Annotated in this window: 24 protein-coding genes; 14 read left to right on the forward strand and 10 right to left on the reverse strand. The window is 61.4% G+C overall.

The genetic code is table 11. The annotated features are described in order from the left end of the window. Window positions 1-25: 25 nt before the first annotated feature. The gene (locus HF931_RS15400; protein ID WP_035553218.1) at window positions 26-1,021 is read right to left on the reverse strand and encodes a cyclase family protein; all 996 of its coding nucleotides are present in this window, start codon (window positions 1,019-1,021) and stop codon (window positions 26-28) included. A gap of 98 nt (window positions 1,022-1,119) precedes the next feature. On the opposite strand from HF931_RS15400, the gene HF931_RS15405 reads away from it, so the two are divergent. Continuing rightward, window positions 1,120-2,022, forward strand: a complete 903-nt coding sequence (locus tag HF931_RS15405; RefSeq protein ID WP_035553216.1) for a LysR family transcriptional regulator — start codon at window positions 1,120-1,122, stop codon at window positions 2,020-2,022. A gap of 100 nt (window positions 2,023-2,122) precedes the next feature. Further along, entirely contained in the window at window positions 2,123-2,722 is a 600-nt protein-coding gene (locus tag HF931_RS15410) for a flavodoxin family protein (RefSeq protein WP_035553215.1), read from the forward strand. Between the two features lie 4 nt (window positions 2,723-2,726). Here HF931_RS15410 and HF931_RS15415 read toward each other — a convergent pair whose 3' ends face one another. Beyond that, a complete protein-coding gene (locus HF931_RS15415; protein ID WP_273240927.1) occupies window positions 2,727-3,332 on the reverse strand; it encodes a TetR/AcrR family transcriptional regulator in 606 nt (201 codons plus the stop codon). Between the two features lie 68 nt (window positions 3,333-3,400). On the opposite strand from HF931_RS15415, the gene HF931_RS15420 reads away from it, so the two are divergent. Further along, window positions 3,401-4,258 (forward strand): metal-dependent hydrolase, encoded by an 858-nt coding sequence (locus tag HF931_RS15420; RefSeq protein WP_273240929.1) that lies wholly within the window; start codon window positions 3,401-3,403, stop codon window positions 4,256-4,258. Between the two features lie 4 nt (window positions 4,259-4,262). Here HF931_RS15420 and HF931_RS15425 read toward each other — a convergent pair whose 3' ends face one another. Beyond that, window positions 4,263-4,865 carry a TetR/AcrR family transcriptional regulator gene (locus HF931_RS15425; RefSeq protein WP_273240931.1) on the reverse strand — a complete coding sequence of 201 codons (603 nt, stop codon included), beginning with the start codon at window positions 4,863-4,865 and terminating at the stop codon, window positions 4,263-4,265. Window positions 4,866-5,021: 156 nt separating this feature from the next. Between HF931_RS15425 and HF931_RS15430 the strand changes: the two genes are divergently transcribed. Continuing rightward, window positions 5,022-5,576 (forward strand): carboxymuconolactone decarboxylase family protein, encoded by a 555-nt coding sequence (locus tag HF931_RS15430; RefSeq protein ID WP_027836570.1) that lies wholly within the window; start codon window positions 5,022-5,024, stop codon window positions 5,574-5,576. Window positions 5,577-5,629: 53 nt separating this feature from the next. On the opposite strand, the gene HF931_RS15435 is transcribed toward HF931_RS15430, so the two are convergent. Next, on the reverse strand, window positions 5,630-6,226 hold the full coding sequence (locus HF931_RS15435; protein WP_273240932.1) for a tetratricopeptide repeat protein: 597 nt from the start codon (window positions 6,224-6,226) through the stop codon (window positions 5,630-5,632). A 116-nt stretch (window positions 6,227-6,342) separates the two neighbouring features. On the opposite strand from HF931_RS15435, the gene HF931_RS15440 reads away from it, so the two are divergent. The 3 genes from HF931_RS15440 to HF931_RS15450 all read left to right on the forward strand — a co-directional run bounded on the left by HF931_RS15440 (window position 6,343) and on the right by HF931_RS15450 (window position 8,310). After that, entirely contained in the window at window positions 6,343-7,317 is a 975-nt protein-coding gene (locus HF931_RS15440; RefSeq protein WP_273013842.1) for a helix-turn-helix domain-containing protein, read from the forward strand. A gap of 41 nt (window positions 7,318-7,358) precedes the next feature. Further along, on the forward strand, window positions 7,359-7,844 hold the full coding sequence (locus HF931_RS15445) for a flavodoxin family protein (RefSeq protein ID WP_273013843.1): 486 nt from the start codon (window positions 7,359-7,361) through the stop codon (window positions 7,842-7,844). 103 nt (window positions 7,845-7,947) lie between these two features. Beyond that, complete coding sequence (locus HF931_RS15450; protein WP_273240934.1) at window positions 7,948-8,310, forward strand: hypothetical protein; 363 nt, start codon at window positions 7,948-7,950, stop codon at window positions 8,308-8,310. Window positions 8,311-8,444: 134 nt separating this feature from the next. Here HF931_RS15450 and HF931_RS15455 read toward each other — a convergent pair whose 3' ends face one another. From HF931_RS15455 to HF931_RS15475, 5 genes are all read right to left on the reverse strand, one after another. Next, complete coding sequence (locus tag HF931_RS15455; protein ID WP_035553193.1) at window positions 8,445-8,882, reverse strand: FKBP-type peptidyl-prolyl cis-trans isomerase; 438 nt, start codon at window positions 8,880-8,882, stop codon at window positions 8,445-8,447. Window positions 8,883-9,034: 152 nt separating this feature from the next. Beyond that, on the reverse strand, window positions 9,035-10,411 hold the full coding sequence (locus HF931_RS15460; RefSeq protein ID WP_273240937.1) for an NAD-dependent succinate-semialdehyde dehydrogenase: 1,377 nt from the start codon (window positions 10,409-10,411) through the stop codon (window positions 9,035-9,037). Window positions 10,412-10,498: 87 nt separating this feature from the next. Continuing rightward, window positions 10,499-10,933: a DUF1801 domain-containing protein gene (locus HF931_RS15465; RefSeq protein WP_273240939.1), complete on the reverse strand. Its 435-nt coding sequence runs from the start codon at window positions 10,931-10,933 to the stop codon at window positions 10,499-10,501. Between the two features lie 24 nt (window positions 10,934-10,957). Further along, a complete protein-coding gene (locus HF931_RS15470) occupies window positions 10,958-11,959 on the reverse strand; it encodes a TIGR00341 family protein (RefSeq protein ID WP_035553184.1) in 1,002 nt (333 codons plus the stop codon). A gap of 6 nt (window positions 11,960-11,965) precedes the next feature. After that, entirely contained in the window at window positions 11,966-12,826 is an 861-nt protein-coding gene (locus tag HF931_RS15475) for an NAD(P)-dependent oxidoreductase (RefSeq protein ID WP_035553182.1), read from the reverse strand. A gap of 132 nt (window positions 12,827-12,958) precedes the next feature. Here HF931_RS15475 and HF931_RS15480 point away from each other — a divergent pair, with 132 nt between their 5' ends. The 7 genes from HF931_RS15480 to HF931_RS15510 are packed head-to-tail and all read left to right on the forward strand — an operon-like array spanning window position 12,959 to window position 20,879. Beyond that, window positions 12,959-13,651 (forward strand): flagellar motor protein MotB, encoded by a 693-nt coding sequence (locus HF931_RS15480; RefSeq protein WP_273240942.1) that lies wholly within the window; start codon window positions 12,959-12,961, stop codon window positions 13,649-13,651. A gap of 44 nt (window positions 13,652-13,695) precedes the next feature. Further along, window positions 13,696-15,540, forward strand: coding sequence for an SLC13 family permease (locus HF931_RS15485; protein WP_272982992.1), 1,845 nt, complete (start codon window positions 13,696-13,698; stop codon window positions 15,538-15,540). Window positions 15,541-15,556: 16 nt separating this feature from the next. Further along, window positions 15,557-16,315, forward strand: a complete 759-nt coding sequence (locus HF931_RS15490) for an arginyltransferase (protein ID WP_051602761.1) — start codon at window positions 15,557-15,559, stop codon at window positions 16,313-16,315. A 56-nt stretch (window positions 16,316-16,371) separates the two neighbouring features. Continuing rightward, entirely contained in the window at window positions 16,372-17,481 is a 1,110-nt protein-coding gene (locus HF931_RS15495) for a TRAP transporter substrate-binding protein (protein ID WP_272982994.1), read from the forward strand. An 18-nt stretch (window positions 17,482-17,499) separates the two neighbouring features. Further along, a complete protein-coding gene (locus tag HF931_RS15500; protein ID WP_273240944.1) occupies window positions 17,500-18,165 on the forward strand; it encodes a TRAP transporter small permease subunit in 666 nt (221 codons plus the stop codon). Continuing rightward, window positions 18,155-19,741, forward strand: coding sequence for a TRAP transporter large permease (locus HF931_RS15505; protein WP_273240946.1), 1,587 nt, complete (start codon window positions 18,155-18,157; stop codon window positions 19,739-19,741). The genes HF931_RS15500 and HF931_RS15505 overlap by 11 nt, the downstream gene beginning before the upstream one ends. Before the next feature lies 1 nt (window position 19,742). Then, window positions 19,743-20,879 (forward strand): pyridoxal phosphate-dependent aminotransferase, encoded by a 1,137-nt coding sequence (locus HF931_RS15510; protein WP_273240948.1) that lies wholly within the window; start codon window positions 19,743-19,745, stop codon window positions 20,877-20,879. On the opposite strand, the gene HF931_RS15515 is transcribed toward HF931_RS15510, so the two are convergent. After that, the gene (locus HF931_RS15515) at window positions 20,864-21,187 is read right to left on the reverse strand and encodes a hypothetical protein (protein ID WP_273240950.1); all 324 of its coding nucleotides are present in this window, start codon (window positions 21,185-21,187) and stop codon (window positions 20,864-20,866) included. The genes HF931_RS15510 and HF931_RS15515 overlap by 16 nt on opposite strands. Window positions 21,188-21,218: the final 31 nt, after the last annotated feature.

A 21,218-nucleotide genomic window follows, 5' to 3' on the forward strand; every position in this document is an offset into this window, starting at 1 on the left:
AAATCGGGACGCAGGATCGGCCTTGTCAGTGGTCTGAATTCAGCGGGAAGGCGACCGGGCGCATGGGGGCGGCATCCGCGCCGCGCAGCTTGAGCGATCCACCGACAAAGGCGAATTCGAACACTCCGTCCCGTGCCAGGTCTTCGAGGAAGACCAGCTCCATGATCGGCACGCCCATTTGCGCCAGCAGATAGGTGTGCAGCGGCACGTAATTATTTTCGATCTCGGACGGAAACGCCTCGAAGCTCAGATTGTCCGCTCCGAGGATCATCGCGCCGCCCTCCTCGACAAGGAATTTCGCAGCCTCCAGGCCGAGGCCCGGCGGGTTGGCCATGTAGCGTTGGGCCTCTTCATAGACCTGCATCCGACCGGTCCGGATCAGCACGACATCCCCGCTGCGAAGATCCGTACCCTGCCGGTCAAGCGCAGCCTCGATGTCGGCCCGCGTGATACGGTAACCATCCGGCAGCATGTCGAGGCCTTTTGCGGCGGCGACATCCACCAGCACGCCGCGCGCCACGATTGGCGGGATCGTCTCGGCGCCGGTCTTCATCCATCCCCGGTCGCCCAGATGTTCCTCGGCGCGGAAGCCATTGTAGATTTGCCCGCCAATGCCGAAATGATTGAACGCGTCGATATGCGTACCGGTATGTGTGTACATGGAAATAGCCGAGCCGGTGTAACCAACATGCCCATTCATCTCCCGGCCCACGCCCATCGGATCGTCGATCTCCGTGCCATGTGGCGTGTGGGTCATCCAGATCTGGTAATGCGGGTCCCCCGCAGCCTGCCAACTCGGCATGCCGACAAAATAATCGACTGAAAGATCATAGACCCGCTCGGCGGACACGCGGGACATAATGTCGGCGCGCGAGGCGGGCGTGATCAAATTCAGTCGACCGAGTTCATCGTCCGCGCCCCAGGGGCTTTCGCCCACATGGTTCTGCGCCGAGGCGACGCCGCTCAAGGTCGATCCCACTAACAGGGAGGCCAGGATGTGTTTGATAGTCCGAAAGCTCATGTCGGGCTCCTGTGTCTTCGCTTGGCGGGAAGTTGGAGCTTTTCGTGTCAGGTGATAATTGCTGATATTATCGAAAGACTATTTCCTTTGGGTGGACAATGGACCGTTTCTCCAGCCTCACGGTGTTCCGGCGCGTCGTCGAGCGCGGCAGTTTCAGCGCCGCCGCGCGTGACCTGAACTATTCCAATGCAGCTGTCAGCAAGATGGTGAAGGATCTCGAAGCCGAGCTTGGCGCGCAGCTGATCGTGCGCACCACCCGGTCGCTGCACCTAACCGAGATCGGCCAGACCTATTTCGACCAGGTGTCGGACCTGCTGGACGGGCTCGCTGCGGCCGATGAACAGGTCCGCGCCGACACCGGCACGCCGCGCGGACGGCTCCGGATTGCGGCGCCCATGTCCTTCGGGCTCGCCACGGTGGCGCACATGCTGCCGCGCTTTGCGGCGCGCTATCCGGACATCCGGATCGATCTGGTCATGAATGACCAGTTCGTTGATGTCGTCGATGGGGGATTCGACCTGGCAATCCGCGGCGGTGCGTTGGCGGATTCCAGCCTCAGGGCCCGCAAGCTGCTCGACATTCGTCGCATCCTCTGCGCGGCGCCAGACTATCTGTCCCGCCACACACCGCCCGCCACACCGAAAGACCTCGTCCACCATGCCTGCCTCGTCTATTCCGGGGCACAATCCCCCGACATCTGGCATGTGCACAACGGCGCGGATCAGGCCGCCATCCCGGTCAGGTCCGTGTTTCGCGCCAACAGTTCGCTGGCTGTGCGCGAGGCCGCCCGGTCCGGCCTTGGCATTGCGCTGGTGCCGGACCTCTATGTCCGCGATGCATTGTCGTCTGGCGATCTGGTCCGGATACTTCCAGATTGGGACGGCGCGCCGCACGCTCTGTTCGCCCTTTATCCCGCCCATCGTGAGCAATCCCTGAAGCACCGACTCCTGATCGATTTCCTCGTCGAGGAATTCGCCGGGCTTACATCGGCCCGAGCCTGACGCGATTGTTCGCTCCCGGTGAAGAGTCTTGTTCCGCGATGGCCGCTTTTGCCGCATGCGCCAATGCTTAGTTTGGCCTCCAGTCAATCTGGAGAACCCCATGCCTATACTTGTTTCCATCGTCTACCATTCCGGCTATGGCCACACATCCGTCTTGGCCCGGAGCGTTGAGTCCGGCGTCGTCGCCACGGACGGCGCTGACCCGCACCTCATCGATGTCACACAAATGACCGACCGGTGCTGGGAAATCCTGGAAGCATCCGATGCCATCATCTTCGGTTCGCCCACCTATATGGGCGCAGTTTCCGGCCCCTTTAAAACCTTCATGGACAAGACGTCCGGCATCTGGTTCCAGCGAGGCTGGCAGGACAAGCTCGCCGCCGGCTTTACCGTGTCCAGCTCACAAGCCGGCGACAAGTTCGCCACGCTCAGTCAGCTTGCCACGCTGGCCGCCCAACACGGCATGCTCTGGGTCAGCCTCGGCCTTGCGCCAGGCAACAACGCCTCCACCGCCTCGATCAATGACATCAACCGGATAGGCGGGTCTCTAGGCGTAATGGCGCAGGCGAATGCGGATCAGGGCGGGGATGTTGCGCCGCCAGCGGCAGACCGGGAAACCGCCCGCCTGCTGGGTCAGCGCGTTGCCGGGTTGGCGGTCCGGTTCGCCCAGGCCGCCCAGCTCGAAGCTGTAACGATCTGACGGCTTATTCCGCCAATCCCTCAAAATACCCCATCAGCATCTGCAGCGTCAGCTCCCTTGCGCGCTCTGGCGGTTTGCCGATCAGTGTACCGAGGGAGGGGCCGAACAGGCCGGTGCCGAGGGCGAGGGTGACGCTCATCAGGATCATGTCTTCGGCAAGCTCTGACGGGATGCCGCCCTGCGAGATCTTCTTCTGCGCGACATCCCGAACCGCCTCGCGCACCACGGTCAGGCGGCTGGTCTCGTCCGTCAGTTCCAGCCAGGCGGCAAGCCTTGCTGCGCCGCGTGACTCCAGCGCATCGAACAGGGTCTTCAGGCCCTCGGCCCGCGCCTTTGCCGGGGCATCTACGGGAATTTCGATAGCCATGATCGCGTCCACAAGGTCTGCAATCATCCGCTCCATGAGAGCTTGCTGCACGGCGTCGATGGAGCCGAAATGATGCAGCACGGTGGCATTCGCCACGCCCGCTGCTTTGGCCACATCTGCCAGGCGCAGCGTCTGCGGCCCCTGTTCCAGGAGTAGCGTCTCCGCCGCCGCAAGGATATTGGCGCGCGATTCCTCCGGCGTGCGACGGATTCGGGGTGAGGTGTCTTTTTTCTTTATTGACATTTTTGTCAGTAGTGTTACCTGTTGCGACAAGACGATTGCCAGTTCTGTACCAGAAAGCAGTAAACACAATGACGCGCAAACGCACCCCCGAAGACATCACGATCCAGCCGCGCAATCTGCGCTTTGACATGACCGCCGCGGAGGATGGCCGCCCCTGGCTGGACGGAAACCCCGTCGCCACCGCCGTTTACAACGCCATGTCGCTGACCTTCCCGGAAGGCGAGCGCATGTTCGTGGACGCGGTAAAGGCCTATCGCGGAGAGGTTTCGGGCAAGCTGGCCGACGATGTGCAGGACTTCATCACGCAGGAGGCCATCCATTCGCGTGAACACCACTTGCTGAACAACAAGATCGACCGCGAGAAATACCCCGTCGCTGACATCGAAGCGGAGGTGCTGGAGCGGGTAAGTTTCGGCCGCGCCGGTGGCCCGATGCGCATGCTGATGGCCACGATCTGTCTGGAGCATTTCACCTCAATGATGGCCGATTTGATGTTCGATGCCGACATTGACGGTGTACCGATCTTCAGCCAGACCGACCCGGCGCTGGAACGCCTCTGGCGCTGGCATGCCATGGAAGAGACAGAGCACAAGGCCGTCGCCTATGACGTGTTCCTTGAGGTCACCAAGGGGTGGCCTTCGCTGAAGCGCTATTTCCGGCGCAGCCTGTCCATGCTGCTGATCACGAAACACTTCACCGCCAATATCGCCAATTTCTCCGCCATGCTGCTGGAGGCTGACGGCTATACACGCGAAGAGGCCGACCGGGCCGTGAAGGAATTCCTCTGGAAGAAACCGGCCCTGTTCGGACGCGGCTGGAAGATCTGGCTGTCCTGGTTCAAGCCCGGCTTCCACCCGTGGGACCATGACAATCGCCACGCAATGGATGACTGGAAAGAGGCGCTCACGCCCGTTCCGGCCGAATGATCCGTCAACTGGCGGCCTCGCGCGCCAATTGCTCGAACGGCTCGATCAAATCATCCACAAAGGCGGACAGCTCTGCGCCGGACAGCCCCCGTTGCAATTCAATCTGCAGGGCGGTCAGCGCAGCCTGGTAACGGCGGGCCAGCCGGGCTGCATCCGCCGTGTGCGGCAAATCCCCGGCTTCCTTCGCCGCGCTGAATCCTGCCTCGAACTCAGCCTTCATCCGGTTCAGATAGTCCCGCGCAGGGCCTGAAATCTCTGAATCGGTCGCCGTGGCTTCCAGCAGGGTCTTGAGCAGCAGGCAAGCATGCACCCGCGCGCCGGGCGCATCTTCGGCATAAGCCCGCAGGAAGCTGGTCAGCCCCGCGAGGGGCGCGACCGCCCCTGCCATGTGCGCGCGAAACCCGGCCTGCATCTTTTCGAAATACCGCTCCATCGCCGCAAGGAACAGCGCCTGCTTGCTCTTGAAAGCGGCATAGATGCTGCCCGGCCGCATGTTCAGCGCGGCTTCGAGATCCTTCAGCGATGTCGCGTGATAGCCCTTCGACCAGAACAGGCGAACGGCGGCCTCCAGCGCGGCATCCCGGTCATAGGCAGGCATACGTGTCATGCCCTCAAGATAGGGCCTTCAGGCGCGCTTGTCTTGCCCCGCCGCTCACATTTGAGTGATCACTCAAAAAAAATCTTGGTTTCGCGGCGCGGCCTCCCAGATGAGGTGGGCCCCGACGAACGGGCACGCAAACACTCAACGCAAGGAGCCCCCCAGATGACCGATTTCACCCTCCACACCGAAGACACCGCCCCCGCAGAAAGCCGCGAGATCCTCGCTGGCGCCAAGAAAAGCATGGGCATCGTCCCGAACCTCTACGCCGTCATGGCCGAAGCGCCGGGCCTGCTGAAAGCCTACAAGGAACTGGGCGATCTGTTCCAGGCGTCCAGCTTCGACAAGGACGAGCTGACCGTGGTGTGGCAGGCCATCAATGTCGAGCATAGCTGCCACTATTGTGTCCCCGCCCACACGGCGATCGCAGGCAGCATGGGGGTTAGCCAGGACATCACGGACGCCCTGCGCAACGAAACGCCCCTGCCAAGCGACAAGCTGGAAGCGCTGCGCACCTTCACGCTCAGCGTCGTGCGCAATCGCGGCAATGTAGACGACGCCGCTGTGAAAGCCTTCCTCGATGCAGGCTACACCCAGCGACAGATTCTCGAAGTCGTGCTCGGCGTCGCCCAGAAGACGATCTCGAACTACACAAATCACCTCGCACAAACGCCGGTGGATGCGCCGTTCGCGAAATTCGAATGGCACAAGGCCGGCTAACCCGCCGCCTTGAGCTGGCCGGTGCGGTCCCCCTCCCGCACCGGCCTTTTTTTTCAGTTTGCCGCCTCTACGCGATACAACGCCTTCAGCTCAACGGTCGGAGCAAAACCCGGCTCAGCGTCGAGGGCACGCTCCATCGCTTCATAGGCAAGCGCATATTGCCCGAGATCATGATGGGCGAGCGCCAGATTGTGGAAATACTGCGCGCGGTTCTCCGAGGCCGGTGCCTCAGACTCCGACAGCACCCGCAAGGCCAATTCGGGCTTGCCGGAGCTAAGATAGACTGCCGCGCAGCTCGTCGCCGTGTCCGCCCCCGCATCATGATAAGCCAGTGCGCGGACGCAGTCTTGCTGTGCCAGGTCGAGCTGACCCGCGCGCCGGTAGAGTATTGCCCGATTGGTCAGCCCCGCCATGCGCAATCGGTCACGCGGCGGATCGCCCTCCACAAGCTCCGTACACGCCTCTATGCCCTGCAGACCAGCCGCTCCGGGCTTCTGGACCGCATCGAAGCACCTCTCCACATGCGACGCCTCTCCCCTCAGTGAACGCACATACACGCCTGCGGGGTCTGCGATCGCGGCTTGCGTGGCCAGAGCCGCTGCGACACTGCAGAGCCCACCTGTCTTGAGCAAAATTTGTCTCCAATTCATCGGTCCGGACTCCTGTGCCTTTTTGTTGGAAGACCAAAACCTAGGGGATTGTCTGACCGAACCGAATTGGCAATAATGACAATGTATGGTTGATTTCCGCCAAATCGGAGGCACGCTTGCCAGACACGACACAACCGGGCCCTCATTGTATCGTCGCGCTTGCATATGAGGGGCTGTGGCCGCTCGAATTCGGCATTGCGGCAGAGATATTTGGCTGGTCCCGGCCGGAACTCGACACCGACTGGTACGATTTCCGGGTAGTCTGTTCAGAAAACGTATCCCGGGCTGTGGGGGGATTCACGCTTACCTCGCCTTACGGGCTGGACAGCCTGCAGGACGCGGACACCATTATCGTTCCGGGGTGGCGCAATGTCGGAGAGCCCCCTCCGGCCGAGATCCAGAATGCCCTGATCTCGGCCCATGAGCGGGGGGCACGACTTGTTTCCTATTGCAGCGGCGCGTTCGTGTTCGCGCATTCCGGCTTGCTGGATGGGCGACGCGCGACAACACATTGGCGCTACCTGCCGATGATGAGAGACCGGTTTCCCCTGATCGAGACGCAGGAAGACGTGCTCTACGTCCACGATGCCAACATCATCACATCCGCTGGCAGCAGCGCTGCAATTGATGCGAGCCTTCACGTCATTCGGTGTGACCACGGCTCGGCCATCGCGAACAAAATTGCCCGCAGCCTGGTTGCGCCCCCTCATCGGGATGGAGGCCAGTCCCAATATGTTGAAGCCCCGATACAGGAACGGCCGGGCACATCGATTGCGTCTGTCCTGGATTGGGCCCGCGAGAATCTGGACAAACCTTTGACCGTGACCGAACTGGCCCAACATGCCGGCATGAGCGATCGGACATTCCTCCGGCGCTTTCGCGACGGCACTGGAACCACACCGCTCAAATGGCTGCGCAGTGAAAGAGTGTTCAGAGCCATGAGCTTGCTGGAATCTACCCAGATGGATACTGCAGACATTGCCCATCAATGTGGTTTTGGCGCCACCGACACTTTCCGCGCCGTCTTCCGTCAGGTTTCGGGCACCTCGCCGCTTGCCTATCGCCAGCGGTTTGATGCGCGAGACGGCTGATCCGACCTTGCCGAAGGCGGCGAGGCTTGGAATGTAGGGGTATGACCAAGCTGCTCATCATCTATCATTCCCGCACTGGCGGCACGCGCCAGATGGCAGAGGCCGCTGCCGATGCCGCGGGCGCAGAGACGGACACCACGCTGCAGCGCGCCGAAGATACCGGGCCGGAAGACCTGTTGAACGCAGACGGCTATCTCTTCGCAGCGCCGGAAAACCTCGCCGCCCTGTCCGGCGCGATGAAGGAATTCTTTGACCGCTGCTACTATCCGGTTCTGGGCAAGATCGAAGGCCGCCCCTATGGCCTGATGATCTGTGCCGGCTCTGACGGGGAGAACGCCGCGAAACAGGCCGCACGCATCGCCACGGGCTGGCGCCTGAAACAGGTGCAGCCGCCCCTGATCATCTGCACGCATGCGCAAACCGAAGCTGAGATCCTGGCGGAGAAAACCATCCCTGACGCAGACCTTGCCAAATGCCGGGAGCTTGGCGCCGCCCTGGGCGCAGGAATTGAAATGGGCGTATTCTGAATATCCCGCCCTATCCCCACTTTTATGGGTAATTCGCCTTGAAATCATTGCGCAAAAAATAAACTCATCCCACACCGTCCGAACCCGGCCTATAGTCAGAGCCATGATTGAGCCGCGTCACCTTCGATACTACGCCTTTGTCTGGCCCCTGTTCTGGCCAGTCCTGTGGCTCAATCTGCGCCGGCTTACCGCCTGGCAGAAACAAACGCGTCGCGTTGTTCTCATTCGTATTGACCGCTGTGGCAATCTTACCATTCAGGCGATGGCCGATGCGCCAAATCCCGGCCGCTACCGGTATACGCCGCCTGCTGTTCCGGCATGGCAGCGCCCTTCGCGTTGGAGCGACCTGCCTGAGACCATTGTCGATGACATGGCACAATTGGAAACCGTACATGGCGCATGGGCCGGGGCTCCGCAGACCCAGATTGCAGCGACGGCCCCATTCATCCTGCACGACACGTCCTGACACGGATTTTCATATGAACTCAGTCACACTTCACCGGACGGCCTCGCCAGTCCGGGCAAATGTGCTGCCTGAAACGAAAAACGGCGGCGCCCCTCTTTGGAACGCCGCCGTTTGTAAGTCTGATGCGGGGAAAACTACGCCGCTGCGTCGATCTTCACCAGTTCGATGTTGAAGGTCAGGTCCTGACCGGCCAGCGGATGGTTCGCGTCCAGCGTCACCGTGCTGTCGTCAACCGCGGTAACCGTGACCGGGATGACCTGTCCGTTCTGTGTCTGCATCTGAAGGCGGGTGCCGGTTTCCAGCGGGATGTCAGCCGGAATGTCTGCGCGCGGCACGGCCTGCGTCATTTCTGGATTAACCTGCCCATAGGCTTCGTCACAGGCAACGTTGACGGTCTTCTTGTCGCCGACAGTCATGCCCGGAATGGCAGAATCGAGGCCCGGAATGATCTGGCCCGAACCGACCTGAAAGCTCAGCGGCTCGCGGCCCTCGGAACTGTCGAACGTGGTGCCGTCATTCAGCGTGCCTGTGTAATGAATGTGTACGGTATCGCCCGTTTTCACTTGCGTCATGGTCTCTCTCCAGGATTTGGTAGGTGGATTTCAGAGGCCGCGGCGCGCGCACGGGTGCTCTGTCGAACTCACGCCATACCTAGGCGATCTGAGGCAGATGTAAACCCGAGCGGTGGGAAAAGGCCCGACGATGAGCCGGGCCAGTACATTGATCAGTATACGAAAACTGCTTTGATGTTGACGAATTCCTTCATGCCAAAGCCGCCATGCTCGCGGCCATAACCGGAATCCTTCACCCCGCCAAACGGCATGTTGGGCGTGGCAATGCCATAGCCATTGATCATCACCATGCCGGTGTCGAAATGATTGCAGGCCAGCTCGATTGCCCGGTCTTCATTGGCCGAAAAGATGCCACCACCGAGGCCGTAACGGCTGTCATTGGCAATGCGCATGGCGTCTTCATCATCCTTCGCACGGATGACAGAAGCCACGGGGCCGAACAACTCATCGTCATAGGCTGGCTGGCCGGGTGCAACCTCGGTCAGCACGGTGGCAGGGTAATATGCGCCCTCGCCATCCGGCACTTCGCCACCACAGCGGATTTTCGCCCCATTCTTCACGCTCTCGGTGACCTGCTCGTGCAGCGTCTCCCGCAAATCCGCGCGGGCCATTGGGCCAATGTCCGTGTCCTCGCTGAACGGGTCGCCGGATTTGATGTTCGACATCGCCTCCACGAAGCGTTCGGTGAAGGCGTCATAATTCTTGTCCGTCACAATGAACCGTTTCGCGTTCACACAGGTCTCGCCATTATTGAACAGGCGACCTTCGACGGACTTTTTCACCGCCAGATCCAGATCGGCATCGTCCAGCACCAGATAGGCGTCGTTGGAGCCCAGCTCCAGCACGGTCTTCTTCAGCGCCTTGCCTGCCTGCTCCGCCACGATCTTGCCCGCGCCATCGCTGCCCGTCAGGGTCACGCCGCGCACAAGATCATGCTCAATCACTTTCTCGGACTGGTCATGCGAGATCAACAAGACCGTGAACAGATGTTTCGGCAGGCCCGCCGCCTCATAAATATCACGCAGCATCAGCCCACTGCCGGTGCACGCTTCTGCATGCTTCAGCAGCACGCCATTGCCTGCCATCAAATTCGAAATGGAATAGCGGATGGCTTGGTAGAGCGGGAAGTTCCAGGGCTGGATGCCGTAGACAATCCCGATCGGCGAATAGGTCACAATGCCCTTCTTGCCGGTCATGATCTCCCGTTCTTCGCTGGCCAGCTCTTTCGGCCCTTGCTCGGCGGTGTAGTCACAGATCCCGGCGCAGAGCTTCACCTCTTCCTGGCCATCGCGATAGAGCTTGCCCATCTCCCTGGTCATCAGCTCGGCATAGTCATCGACATGCTTGCGCAGCTCCTCACCGATGGCCTTGATCACCTTGGCACGGTCTTCCAGGCTGCGCTGACGCCAGTCCTGATAGGCGGCGTGGCACTGCTCGATGGCGGTCTGCATTTCGGCATCGCTCATGCGCGGATACGTGTTCAGCAACTCGCCGGTCGCTGGATTGATTGTCTTGAGGGGGTCGTTCATCAGGGGATACTCCAATCTGGTGTTCCCAGACTGAACGGGCCGCCCCCTCAGACAGTTCCGATCACATTCCCGTCAGACTGTGGTCTGTCATGCGTCCCACGTCTGATAATTCGCCTTCATGTAGGCCACGCCGTCCTCGACGATCTCCCGCAGCACATCCATATCTATGTCGGCCAGCTTGTTGATGTAGAGACAGCTCTTGCCCAGCTTGTGCTTGCCAAGCCGCGCCAGCTTCTCGCCCATGTCGCGATAGCCCGGCATGATATACATCACCAGATTGGCCTTGCGCGGGGAAAAGCCTGTGACCAGCATGTCGCCCTCGCGCCCGCTGTCATATTTGTAGTGATAGCGGCCATAACCGATCAGGCTCGACCCCCACATTTTCGGCGCGTAGCCTGTGACATCCTCAAACCATTTCAGCAGCACTTCGGCATCTTCGCGCCTGCGATCATGCTCAACGCTGGCGATGAAATCGGCTGGCGACACGTCGGTCGGCTGCGTCTTGTTCTCATTCTTTGCCATGCGCGCCTCCCCGTCCCGGAAAGCCTAGCCGACAGACACTTCCGAGCCAAGGTCCAGCCAGATGATCAGGGCGGTGGCGATGGTCAACAACAGGATGGACAGGACCGCATTGATCCACACCGCGCGCTGCGCATTCTTCTGGTCGATCCAGGCACGTGGCCGGATCTTCCGCAGCCGGAACACGATCAACGCTGCCAGAACCAGCGCGACGACGTTGAGTGCCAACAGCAATCCGGCCCGCATGGCCAGCGTCCAGTGCCCCGTTCCAACGAACAGGCCCAGCGCTGCGCCCGGCGGCAACAGGGCCGCGGCCACCATGACGCCGACAAGCGCCGAGGCCTGTCCACGCGTCAGGGACAGCGCCGCCGCGCCGCCCGCCGCCATTGCCAGCGCCAGCCCGTCCAGCCGCACTTCTGCGCGGGACATAAGTTCCCGGCTCTGAAGATCAATCTGCAACACGAAGGACAAGAGCCACGCACAAAGCAGCGCGATGCCGATGCCCGACGCCAGCGTCACCGAGGCGCGCTTCAGCAGTTTGAAATCTCCCAGCGCAGCGCCCATGGAAAAGCCAAGCACCGGCCCCAACAGTGGCGCAATCACCATCGCACCAATCACGGCCGCAATGCCATCGGAGTTCAGGCCGATCGCCGCCACAATGGTGGACAGCACCACCATGATGACGAAATCCCGGTCCAGCCGGGCCCCGGTGGAGACATCGGAATAGATCTCTTCCCGCGTCGCCTGAATCTGTTTCTGGGCCTTCTGGTCAGTGGCCTCTTCAATATTCGGGGCCGTGGCCTCAACCGGCAGGACGGTGATCCGGAAATCATCACACGTCTCCAGCGCCGTCTGGATATTGTCGATCAGCGATTGCCCGGTCCCCTCGCGGATGAAGACGGAGATCAGCTTCCGGTCCTTGCGTTCTGTATTCTGAACATAATAGTCGATCGGGTCCGCGGCCTTCACGGCGCGGATCACGGTATCGAAGCGATCATCGGCTGGCAGGTGAACTTCAAGCAGGCGCATGGCCGATCAGTCCCGCGTCAACCGAGCGATCAGGCTGGACGTATCCCAGCGCTGCCCGCCCATCGCCTGAACATCGGCGTAGTATTGGTCCACAGTCGCCGTCAGCGGCAGGCTCGCGCCATTCTCCCGCGCCGCCTCCAGCGCGATCCGCAAATCCTTGCGCATCCAGTCCACGGCGAAGCCATGCTCGAATTGCCCCTCGACCATCGTCTTCCAGCGATTGTCCATCTGCCAGCTTTGCGCCGCGCCGCCGCTGATGGCCGCGATCACTTTCTCCGCGTCCAGCCCCGCCTGCTCGGCAAAGTGCAGCCCTTCGGAGAGGCCCTGCACAATGCCCGCAATACAGATCTGGTTCACAGACTTGGCGAGTTGGCCCGCGCCGCTCTCACCGATCAGCGTCATGCTCTTGCCATAGGCCGCCATGACGGGCTCGGCAGATTTGAACGCCTTCTCCTCGCCGCCGCACATGATGGTCAGCTTGCCATTTATGGCCCCGGCCTCGCCGCCGCTGATTGGTGCATCCAGGAAGCGCGCGCCCTTCACCCGGCAGCGCTCGTCCAGCTCCCGCGCCAATCCGGCAGAGGCGGTGGTGTGGTCCACGACAATCATGCCCGCGCCAAGGCTCGGCTCCAGCTGGTCGAACACGTCGCGCACGTCCGGATCATCCCCAAGGCACAGGAACACGAACTCCGCGCCGAACGCGGCATCCGCCGGGCTCTTCGCCACCTCGCCCTTGTGCTGGGCCGCCCAGTCACCGCGCTTGGCCTCGCTCCGGTTCCAGACGGTCACCTGATGGCCCTTGGCCGCCAGATGGCCAGCCATGTGAAACCCCATGACCCCAAGGCCAAGAAACGCTGTTTTCGCCATGACTGATCCTCCGTGACTGTCGTCTGACAACTAGATTGAATTTGACGCAAATCCCACCCTTTGTTCTCAACCGGCATAAACCAAGCTCTGGTAGAACCGCCATTCCTGACAGAATGATGGGAACTGAAGCGCATGGCGATTGCCACCACCACCTCGCAACGCTTTCCGGGCAGAAGGCCCGCCGCGCCTCGGCGCAAGATGGGCACGTGGAAGATGGCGTATGCCGACTTCCTGACAGCGCTTGTGGCCTTTTTCCTGGTCATGTGGCTCGTCAGTGGTGTGTCACCAGACTCTCGCACAGCGATCGCGGACTTCTTCACGGGTGAAGACACCACCGCAACGCAATCGAGCACGCTGGTTGATCTGCGCCCTTCGGAATCCGCCCGTGCGTTCCATGCTCTGAAATCCAACCCGGCCTTGAGCGCCGCTGGCACAAGCCTGATCCTGACCCAGGAGGCAAACGGCATCCGTATCGACCTGGTCGATGGCGACGCGCGCCCTCTCTTTGACAGTGAAAGCGGCAACCTGACCGATTCAGGTGAGGCGCTCACACGCGATCTTGGCGTCGCCCTCGGGGGCATGCCAGGCGCGATCACGATTGAGGGCCACACCGATGCCTTTCCGAGCCTGATTCCGAATCGGAGCAATTGGGATATCTCTTCCGAACGCGCCAACGCAGCGAGACGGGTGCTCTCAAATGCCGGTATATCCCCCGAACGTGTACGCGCTGTAACAGGATTGGCGGATACCCAACCGCTTAAACCGGGTGAGCCGCACTTGTCAGTCAATCGCCGGATAAGCATATTGCTTGATCTTGACGGCTAGTCCCTGCGGACCGGGCCAAAGCACACTCAAGACCCGGAGCCGCAATGCTATCTGAGCTGGTCCAAACCTGGCCGATGTGGGCGAGCCTCGCCGTCGTGTGTGCAGCCATCACCTTCTACATGCTCGACCGCTGGTCGATGGAATTTGTCTCCGTTTGCGTGATCGCGGCCCTCCTGCTCGTCTTTGCCATTCCGGGGGCGAGCGATGTGGACGGCAACGCGATCAGCGCCTCTGATCTGTTGTCGGGCTTCGGAAACCCCGCTCTCATCACGATCATGGCGCTGCTTGTCGTTGGCCAGGGCCTGTTTCAGACCGGCGCGCTGGAAGGCCCCACCAAAGCCCTGCTTGCGGGATATGACAAGCGGCCGGTCACGACGCTGATACTGGCCTTTCTCGCCGTATTCGTGACCAGCGCCTTTGTGAACAATACCCCCATTGTCATCATGTTCCTGCCTGTGATGACCGCCATCGCCATGCGCATGAACGCGCCGCAATCGCGCCTGATGATGCCGCTCAGCTTCGCATCGATCTTTGCGGGCATGACGACCCTGATCGGCACCTCGACCAATTTGCTGGCTGCAGAATCCTATGACCGGATCACAGGCGAACAACTCGGCTTCTTTGACCAGACCCCAATGGGGCTGATCCTCGCCGCGGCGGGCCTGCTCTATATTCTGATCTTCTCCAAATTCATGTTGCCCAACCGCCGGGGCCTGTCTGACGACATCGTCCAGCCCTCCGGCAAGCAATTCGTGGCGCAGATCGAAGTCACACAAGGACATTTCCTGCTCGGCAAGAAACCCATTGCGGGCATGTTCACCGACTTGCCTGACATGACGGTGCGCATGATCCAGCGCGGCGAGCGCGCCTTCCTGCCGCCTTATGAAGATATCAGCCTGCAAGTGGGCGATCTGGTGATTATCGCCGCCACCCGCGCGGCGCTTCAGAATGTGCTCGCTCGCCAGCCAGACTTCCTGCAGCAGGTCTGGCAGGCCTCCGGAGCGGACCTTGAAGAATCGCCCCGCCCCGGAACGCTGGCCCTGACTGAAGCGGTGATCGCACCCGGCTCCCGGATGGTTGGCCGAACGGTTGAGATGCTCGGCTTCCGCCGCCTGACGCGGGCCGTGACACTCGGCATCCAGCGTCGCAGCCGCATGATCCGCACCAAGCTGGGCGAGATCCGCCTAGAGTCTGGCGACACGCTGCTCCTGTGTGGACCGGTTGATGCGTTCCGGGAATTGCGTTCCAGCCGCGACCTCATCCTGCTCGAATGGTCCCAGACCGAAATCCCACTCACGACCAAGGCCCTCGCCGCGCGGGTCATATCCATCGCCATGGTCATTGCGGCCGCTACGAGCCTTCTCTCCATCCTGCATGCGTCGGTTCTTGCGGGTGTCGGAATGCTGGTCGCGGGCTGCCTGAACACGCGTCAGGCCAGCCGGGCGCTGGATCTGCGCATCTTCCTTGTGATCGGCGCAGCGCTCGCGATGGGTATGGCGCTGGAGAAAACGGGCGCAGCGGGCGAAATTGCCCATGCCGTGGTCAATATCGCTTCGCCTTATGGCACGCTGGCGGTTCTCTCTGCGATCTTCCTGGCCGTTGCCTTGTTGACCAATCTGCTCAGCAATGCCGCGACAGCCATCCTGTTCTCGCCCATCGCCCTGTCTGCGGCGGCAGAGCTGAAGGTGGAAGATCCGCTGCCCTTCCTCCTGGCGGTGATCTATGGCGCTAATTGCTGTTTCGCGACGCCGATTGCTTACCAGACCAACATGCTGGTCATGGGCCCGGGACACTACAAATTCGGGGATTTCATGAAGTTCGGCGGCCCGCTCGTCATTCTGCTTTGGGCCGTGTTTACGATATTCGCCCCTTGGCGGTTCGATTTGTGAGTGTATCGTCTGCGGCATGAAATTCACCGACTCCCAGATCCTGCCGCCTGGTCTTGAGCGCTCGCTGCGTTTCTACGTGACGAATCTCAGCCCGTGCCCGTACCTGCCGGGCAAGCAGGAACGCAAGGCGTTTACCAATCTGGCCATCGGGGAAGCGGATCTGGTGCACAATTCGCTGAGCCAGGCAGGCTTCCGGCGCAGCCAGAGCATCGCCTATCGCCCGGCCTGCCCACGCTGCAATGCCTGTCGCAGTGTGCGCGTCGCCACGCGGGATTTTGAACTATCACGAAATGATCGCCGCGCCCTGAACCGGAATGACTCGATCATCCGCCGCCCGGTAAAGGCCCAGCCAAGCCGCGAGCAATATCGCCTGCTGAAATCCTATCTGCGCTCCCGCCATAACGGCGCCGGCATGTCAGACATGTCCTATCGCGACTATAGCGCGATGGTCGGCGGCAGCCCGGTCCAGAGCCTGATCTTCGAGTATCGCGACGGACCGGACGAGGATTCGCCGCTGGTCGCTGCCTCGATCACGGACATTCTCCGCGACGGCTTCTCGATGGTCTATACCTTCTTCGATCCCCACCTCAGCGCCCGGGGTCTCGGGCACTACCTCATCCTTGATCACATCCTTCATGCTCAGGACCTCGGCCTGCCGCATGTCTATTTGGGGTATTGGGTCAAAGGTAGCCAGAAAATGGACTACAAACGTCGCTACAAACCGCTAGAAGTGCTCGATGGCGACGTCTGGCGACCGCTGGGCGACGACGAGTGACACAATACCGCCTTTGATCCGGACGGGAGATCGGGAAAAGGCAGGGGGAGGACTGGATGATCCATAGACGCAACCTGCTGGGTGCGGGTGCCCTCGGCCTTGCCGGGGCGGCCGCTGCTTTCGCCAATCCGGAAAAGGCTGCAGACCTTGCTGCCCCGGCCATTGCGCGCAATCGTCGCCGCTTCAACATGGTCACCACCTGGCCGAAGGGCCTGCCCGGTCTTGGCGAAGCCGCCGAGCGCGTGGCCGAGCGCATCCAGCAAATGTCAGATGGGCTGATGGAGGTGAAAGTCTTCGCGGCCGGCGAATTGGTGCCGCCTTTCGAATCCTTCGACGCCGTGTCGAATGGCTCTGCGGACATGTATCATGGCGCGGAATACTACTGGACCGCCAAGTCCAGCGCCTATCCCTTCTTCACCGCAGTGCCCTTCGGCATGACGGCGCAAGAGCTGATGGGGTGGATCGACTTTGGCGGCGGACAGGAACTCTGGGACGAACTCTCGGCGCAATTCGGCGTCAAATCGATACAGGCAGCGAACACCGGTCACCAGATGGGCGGCTGGTTCCGCAAGGAGATCAACAGTCTGGACGATCTTGTCGGCCTGAAAATGCGCATTCCCGGCCAGGGTGGCGATGTGCTGCGCGCCCTGGGCGGATCGTCCATCGCATTGCCCGGCGGGGAGATCTATCAATCCCTCCAGACCGGCGCGATCGATGCCACCGAATGGGTCGGCCCGTGGAATGACTACTATCTCGGCTTCTATCGGGAAGCGCCTTTCTACTATGGCCCCGGCTTCCATGAGCCCGGTGCCAGCCTCGCGGTCGGCATGAACCTCCGCGTCTGGGAAGATCTCACTCCCGGCGAGCAGGCCATCATCAAGGCGGCCTGCGAGAGCGTGAACCACACCTCCCTCGGCGAATTCACCTATCAGAATGCGGTGCACCTGGACCTGCTGACCCGTGAACACGGCGTACAGATGCGCAGTTTCCCGGATGAAGTTGTCAGCCGCATGGCTGAGGCGGCATGGGATGTGCGCGCGGACTCCGGGCGCGACGGAATCGAGAAGCGCATCTATGAGAGCTTCGAGGCCAGCCTGAAGCTGATGCGCGGCTGGGCCGATGTGTCCGAAGGGCCGTACTACGCCGCCCGCAATTCGAACAAATAGGCTGGGGGCACGCAGAGCATGTCACCGGATATTTTCCTGTCAGTGGGAGGCGCCATGAAATGGCTGGGCCTTGCCCTGTCGCCTTTGCTCGCATTGCCACTACTCCTGCTGATCTGGCCTGAGCCGATTGAGCGCGCGGCCAAATGGTTGATTTCGCGCATAGACGCGATCTCCGGCTGGGCGCTGGGCGGCGCGATCGCTAGCGCCATCATACTGGTCGGCTCGCAATTGCTGGTGGTGCTGCTGCGCTATGCTTTCGGCCTTTCTTTCACCTGGCTGAACGAGATCGTGGTCTATGCCTTTGCGGCCATGTTCATGCTGGGCTCTGCCTCAGCCCTGAGAGACGACGCCCATGTGCGCGTTGATATTCTTCGCCCACGTTTCGGCACGCGGGGGCGAAACTGGGTCGAACTGGCTGGCATCTACCTCTTCCTTTTCCCGATCTGCATCCGATTGCTGGCAATGACCGAGCAGGGCCTCACCCGCAGCTGGGCATTGTTCGAAGGCTCACGCGAGTCCGATGGCCTACCCCTGCTCTTCCTGTTCAAGACGCTGCTTCCGGCCTTCGCCATCCTGATGATCACACAGGGATTGTCCGAAGCGTTGAAAGCTGCTCTGCGCCTGACCGGCAAGCTCGAGGATGCCCCCGACGAAGCCCCGCATGGAGGCATCCATGGAGCTTGAAGTCATCCTTGCCATCTCGATGTTCGTCTGCGCTGTACTGGCGCTGCTGGCGGGCTATCAGGTTGCGCTCACGCTCGGTGGTGTCGCATTGCTTTTCGCCCTCGTCGGCATCGGCATCGGCGTGTTCGACGAAGCCTTTCTCCGAAACCTGCCCAGTCGCATCCTCGGCGGCTCGATCATGCAGAACCAGACGCTGATCGCCGTTCCGCTCTTCGTGCTCATGGGCGTGATCCTTGAACGCTCCCGCGTGGCGGAAGACTTGCTGCACATTGCCAGCAGGCTGCTCGGCAAGGTGCGCGGCGGGCTCGGCTATGCCGTGGTACTGGTCGGCGCCCTGCTGGCCGCCTCAACAGGCATCGTGGGCGCGACGGTCATCACCATGACGCTGATCGCCCTGCCGACCATGATCCGGCAGGGCTATGATCCGCGCCTTGCAACCGGCACGATCGCCGCCTCCGGCACGCTTGGCCAGATCATCCCGCCATCCATCGTGCTGATCCTGCTCGCCGACGCCATCTCGAACGCCGCCAGCCAGGCAAGCCAGGCAACAGGGGCCGCAGGCTCCTTCGTCGTATCCGTGGGTGATTTGTTTGCCGGCGCGCTGATCCCCGGCCTTCTGCTGGTCGGCCACTATCTCGGCTGGATTGCCCTGACGGCCATCCGCAAGCCACATCGCTGCCCACCGGTTCAGGACGATGACAGCCCGCCCCTGACGGCCAGGGAGGTCGCGTTCGGCCTCGGCGCGCCCTTGCTGCTTATCATCGCTGTGCTGGGGGCAATCCTTGGGGGCGTCGCCCCACCGACAGAAGCGGCCGCCATCGGCGTTGCCGGCGCCATCCTGCTTGCTGGCCTGCGCCTTGCCGATGACGAGCATGAACAGCGCGTCTCATGGCTGTTGATCGCGGGCCTCGCCAGCGTGGTGATCATCATCCTGCTGCGCAACATGTTCGACCTGCGCACAGGTGTCGCAGAGATCGGCCTCGCCAATGAAATCGGCATCCTGCTCACCATGCTCGCATCCATTGTGTTCTTCGCCGGTGTCGCCGCGGGTCTCATCGTGTTGCGACGGGTTCGCCAATTGTTGCCGGCGCTCAAAAGCGCGACGCACATCACCAGCATGGTATTCCTGATCCTGATCGGGGCCTCGCTGTTCAGCCTCGTCTTCCGCGGTTATGGGGGTGACGACATCGTGGCCGATGTGCTGCACGCCATGCCCGGCGGCAAATGGGGCGCTCTGGTCATGACCATGCTGGTCATGTTCGTGCTCGGCTTCTTCCTGGACTTCATCGAAATCGTTTTCGTGGTCGTGCCGTTGGTCGCGCCGCCGCTGATCATTCTCGGCTTTGACCCGGTCTGGCTGGCCATCCTGATGGCGCTCAACCTTCAGACCAGTTTCCTGACGCCGCCCTTTGGCTTTGCCTTGTTCTATTTGCGTGGTGCGGCGCCGCCCAGCATCAAGACGATGCAAATCTGGCAGGGTGCTATCCCATTCATCATGCTTCAATTGATCCTCATCGGTCTGGTTGCGGCAATTCCCGCCTTGGCAACCTGGCTACCAGCCGTTACCGCCCGCTAGTATGGGACAAGATATCGATCCATTTCGCGCCATTTCGGTGAGTCGCCGCGCACACGACCTGAAGGCCGAGGGCCGCCGCATCCTGCATATGGAATTCGGTCAGCCCTCTACGCCAGCACCGCGCGGCGCTATCGAGAAGGCGCATGAGGTGCTCGACACCGACCCGATGGGCTATTGGGAGAGCCGTCCGCTCAAGGAACGCATCTGCCGCCACTACAAGGATGAATATGGCATCGACCTTACGCCTGGCCGCGTGACGCTGACTTGCGGCGCCTCCCCGGCGCTCGTGTTGGCCCTGTCCACATCGTTCAATCCGGGAGACCGGATCGCCCTGGCCCGGCCGGGCTATGTTGCCTATCGTAACACCTTGCGCGCCCTGAACCTGGAGCCTGTGGAGATCGCCTGCGGGGCGGATGTCCGGTTCCAGCTGACCGCTGCGGCGCTGGACGCAATTGACCCGGTACCGGCTGGCGTCATCATCGCCAGCCCCGCCAATCCGACCGGCACGATCATTCCGGCCAGCGAACTCGCCGAGCTTGCCGCTGTCGCAAAAGCAAAGAACATCCGTGTGATCTCTGACGAAATCTATCACGGGCTCAGCTATGGGCCGGACATATGTTCGATGCTGGAGTTTTCGCCTGACGCGTACATCGTGAATTCGTTTTCGAAATACTTCTCCATGCCTGCCTGGCGCCTTGGTTGGCTTGTATCCCCGGAAGATGGCGCAGCGCGGACCAGCGCCTATGTCGGCAATCTTTTCCTGACGCCGCCTTCGCTCTCCCAACACGCCGGATTGGTCGCAATGGACAGCGCGGAAGAGCTGGATGGCCATGTCGAGGTTTATCGCAAGAACCGCGAATTGATGCTTGAAGCGCTGCCTCGGATGGGGCTTGAGAGGATCGCTCCACCCGATGGCGCTTTCTATATCTATGCGGACATTTCCAGATACACAGACGACAGCCTCGCCTTCTGCCTGAAGCTGCTTGAGGACACCGGCATCGCAACAGCGCCCGGCGTCGATTTCGACCCGGTCGAGGGCCACAGATTCATGCGGTTCTCGTTTGCCTTGTCCACGCCGCAGATTGAGGAGGCCATCAGCCTGTTGGAACCGTGGTTCGCGGCTCAGCCGCAATCATAGTCTGCGACAGCCCCGCCATCCGGTGTGCGCTCCAGAGAGACGAAGCTGCAGCCTTCTGGCGTCGCGGCCTTTGCTGCCTCCAGCAAGGCGTCTTCGGTCGGGGCCTCAACCACGCCGAATGTTCCATCAGACTTCACGGAGAATTTCAGCTTGAAGCCCTGGCCCTCGGCGGGTGAAGCAAAGAAGCTGTAGCCGCCACCAGCAACAGTCCGGTCAGGCAACCCGTTCCAGGTCGACGCACTCCAGCCGGAAGAAGACGCGGCGCAAGCCCCAAGGACAAGCGCCGCGCTGATCAATACATGTTTCATGGTCCCACCTCCGTATCGAGAGGGCCAATCT

It is taken from the genome of Hyphomonas atlantica corrig. (assembly GCF_017795365.1).
Classification (GTDB): Bacteria; Pseudomonadota; Alphaproteobacteria; order Caulobacterales; family Hyphomonadaceae; genus Hyphomonas; species Hyphomonas atlantica.

What these genes read in the sequence shown, in the direction of transcription:
- HF931_RS15420 (WP_273240929.1), top strand. Translation starts at nt 3,401, where the DNA reads ATGACGCGCAAACGCACCCCCGAAGACATCACGATCCAGCCGCGCAAT.
- HF931_RS15415 (WP_273240927.1), bottom strand. Translation starts at nt 3,332, where the DNA reads ATGTCAATAAAGAAAAAAGACACCTCACCCCGAATCCGTCGCACGCCG.
- HF931_RS15400 (WP_035553218.1), bottom strand. Translation starts at nt 1,021, where the DNA reads ATGAGCTTTCGGACTATCAAACACATCCTGGCCTCCCTGTTAGTGGGA.
- HF931_RS15455 (WP_035553193.1), bottom strand. Translation starts at nt 8,882, where the DNA reads ATGACGCAAGTGAAAACGGGCGATACCGTACACATTCATTACACAGGC.
- HF931_RS15500 (WP_273240944.1), top strand. Translation starts at nt 17,500, where the DNA reads ATGTCACCGGATATTTTCCTGTCAGTGGGAGGCGCCATGAAATGGCTG.
- HF931_RS15445 (WP_273013843.1), top strand. Translation starts at nt 7,359, where the DNA reads ATGACCAAGCTGCTCATCATCTATCATTCCCGCACTGGCGGCACGCGC.
- HF931_RS15490 (WP_051602761.1), top strand. Translation starts at nt 15,557, where the DNA reads ATGAAATTCACCGACTCCCAGATCCTGCCGCCTGGTCTTGAGCGCTCG.
- HF931_RS15430 (WP_027836570.1), top strand. Translation starts at nt 5,022, where the DNA reads ATGACCGATTTCACCCTCCACACCGAAGACACCGCCCCCGCAGAAAGC.
- HF931_RS15475 (WP_035553182.1), bottom strand. Translation starts at nt 12,826, where the DNA reads ATGGCGAAAACAGCGTTTCTTGGCCTTGGGGTCATGGGGTTTCACATG.
- HF931_RS15485 (WP_272982992.1), top strand. Translation starts at nt 13,696, where the DNA reads ATGCTATCTGAGCTGGTCCAAACCTGGCCGATGTGGGCGAGCCTCGCC.
- HF931_RS15425 (WP_273240931.1), bottom strand. Translation starts at nt 4,865, where the DNA reads ATGACACGTATGCCTGCCTATGACCGGGATGCCGCGCTGGAGGCCGCC.
- HF931_RS15510 (WP_273240948.1), top strand. Translation starts at nt 19,743, where the DNA reads ATGGGACAAGATATCGATCCATTTCGCGCCATTTCGGTGAGTCGCCGC.
- HF931_RS15460 (WP_273240937.1), bottom strand. Translation starts at nt 10,411, where the DNA reads ATGAACGACCCCCTCAAGACAATCAATCCAGCGACCGGCGAGTTGCTG.
- HF931_RS15470 (WP_035553184.1), bottom strand. Translation starts at nt 11,959, where the DNA reads ATGCGCCTGCTTGAAGTTCACCTGCCAGCCGATGATCGCTTCGATACC.
- HF931_RS15495 (WP_272982994.1), top strand. Translation starts at nt 16,372, where the DNA reads ATGATCCATAGACGCAACCTGCTGGGTGCGGGTGCCCTCGGCCTTGCC.
- HF931_RS15435 (WP_273240932.1), bottom strand. Translation starts at nt 6,226, where the DNA reads ATGAATTGGAGACAAATTTTGCTCAAGACAGGTGGGCTCTGCAGTGTC.
- HF931_RS15505 (WP_273240946.1), top strand. Translation starts at nt 18,155, where the DNA reads ATGGAGCTTGAAGTCATCCTTGCCATCTCGATGTTCGTCTGCGCTGTA.
- HF931_RS15405 (WP_035553216.1), top strand. Translation starts at nt 1,120, where the DNA reads ATGGACCGTTTCTCCAGCCTCACGGTGTTCCGGCGCGTCGTCGAGCGC.
- HF931_RS15480 (WP_273240942.1), top strand. Translation starts at nt 12,959, where the DNA reads ATGGCGATTGCCACCACCACCTCGCAACGCTTTCCGGGCAGAAGGCCC.
- HF931_RS15515 (WP_273240950.1), bottom strand. Translation starts at nt 21,187, where the DNA reads ATGAAACATGTATTGATCAGCGCGGCGCTTGTCCTTGGGGCTTGCGCC.
- HF931_RS15410 (WP_035553215.1), top strand. Translation starts at nt 2,123, where the DNA reads ATGCCTATACTTGTTTCCATCGTCTACCATTCCGGCTATGGCCACACA.
- HF931_RS15450 (WP_273240934.1), top strand. Translation starts at nt 7,948, where the DNA reads ATGATTGAGCCGCGTCACCTTCGATACTACGCCTTTGTCTGGCCCCTG.
- HF931_RS15465 (WP_273240939.1), bottom strand. Translation starts at nt 10,933, where the DNA reads ATGGCAAAGAATGAGAACAAGACGCAGCCGACCGACGTGTCGCCAGCC.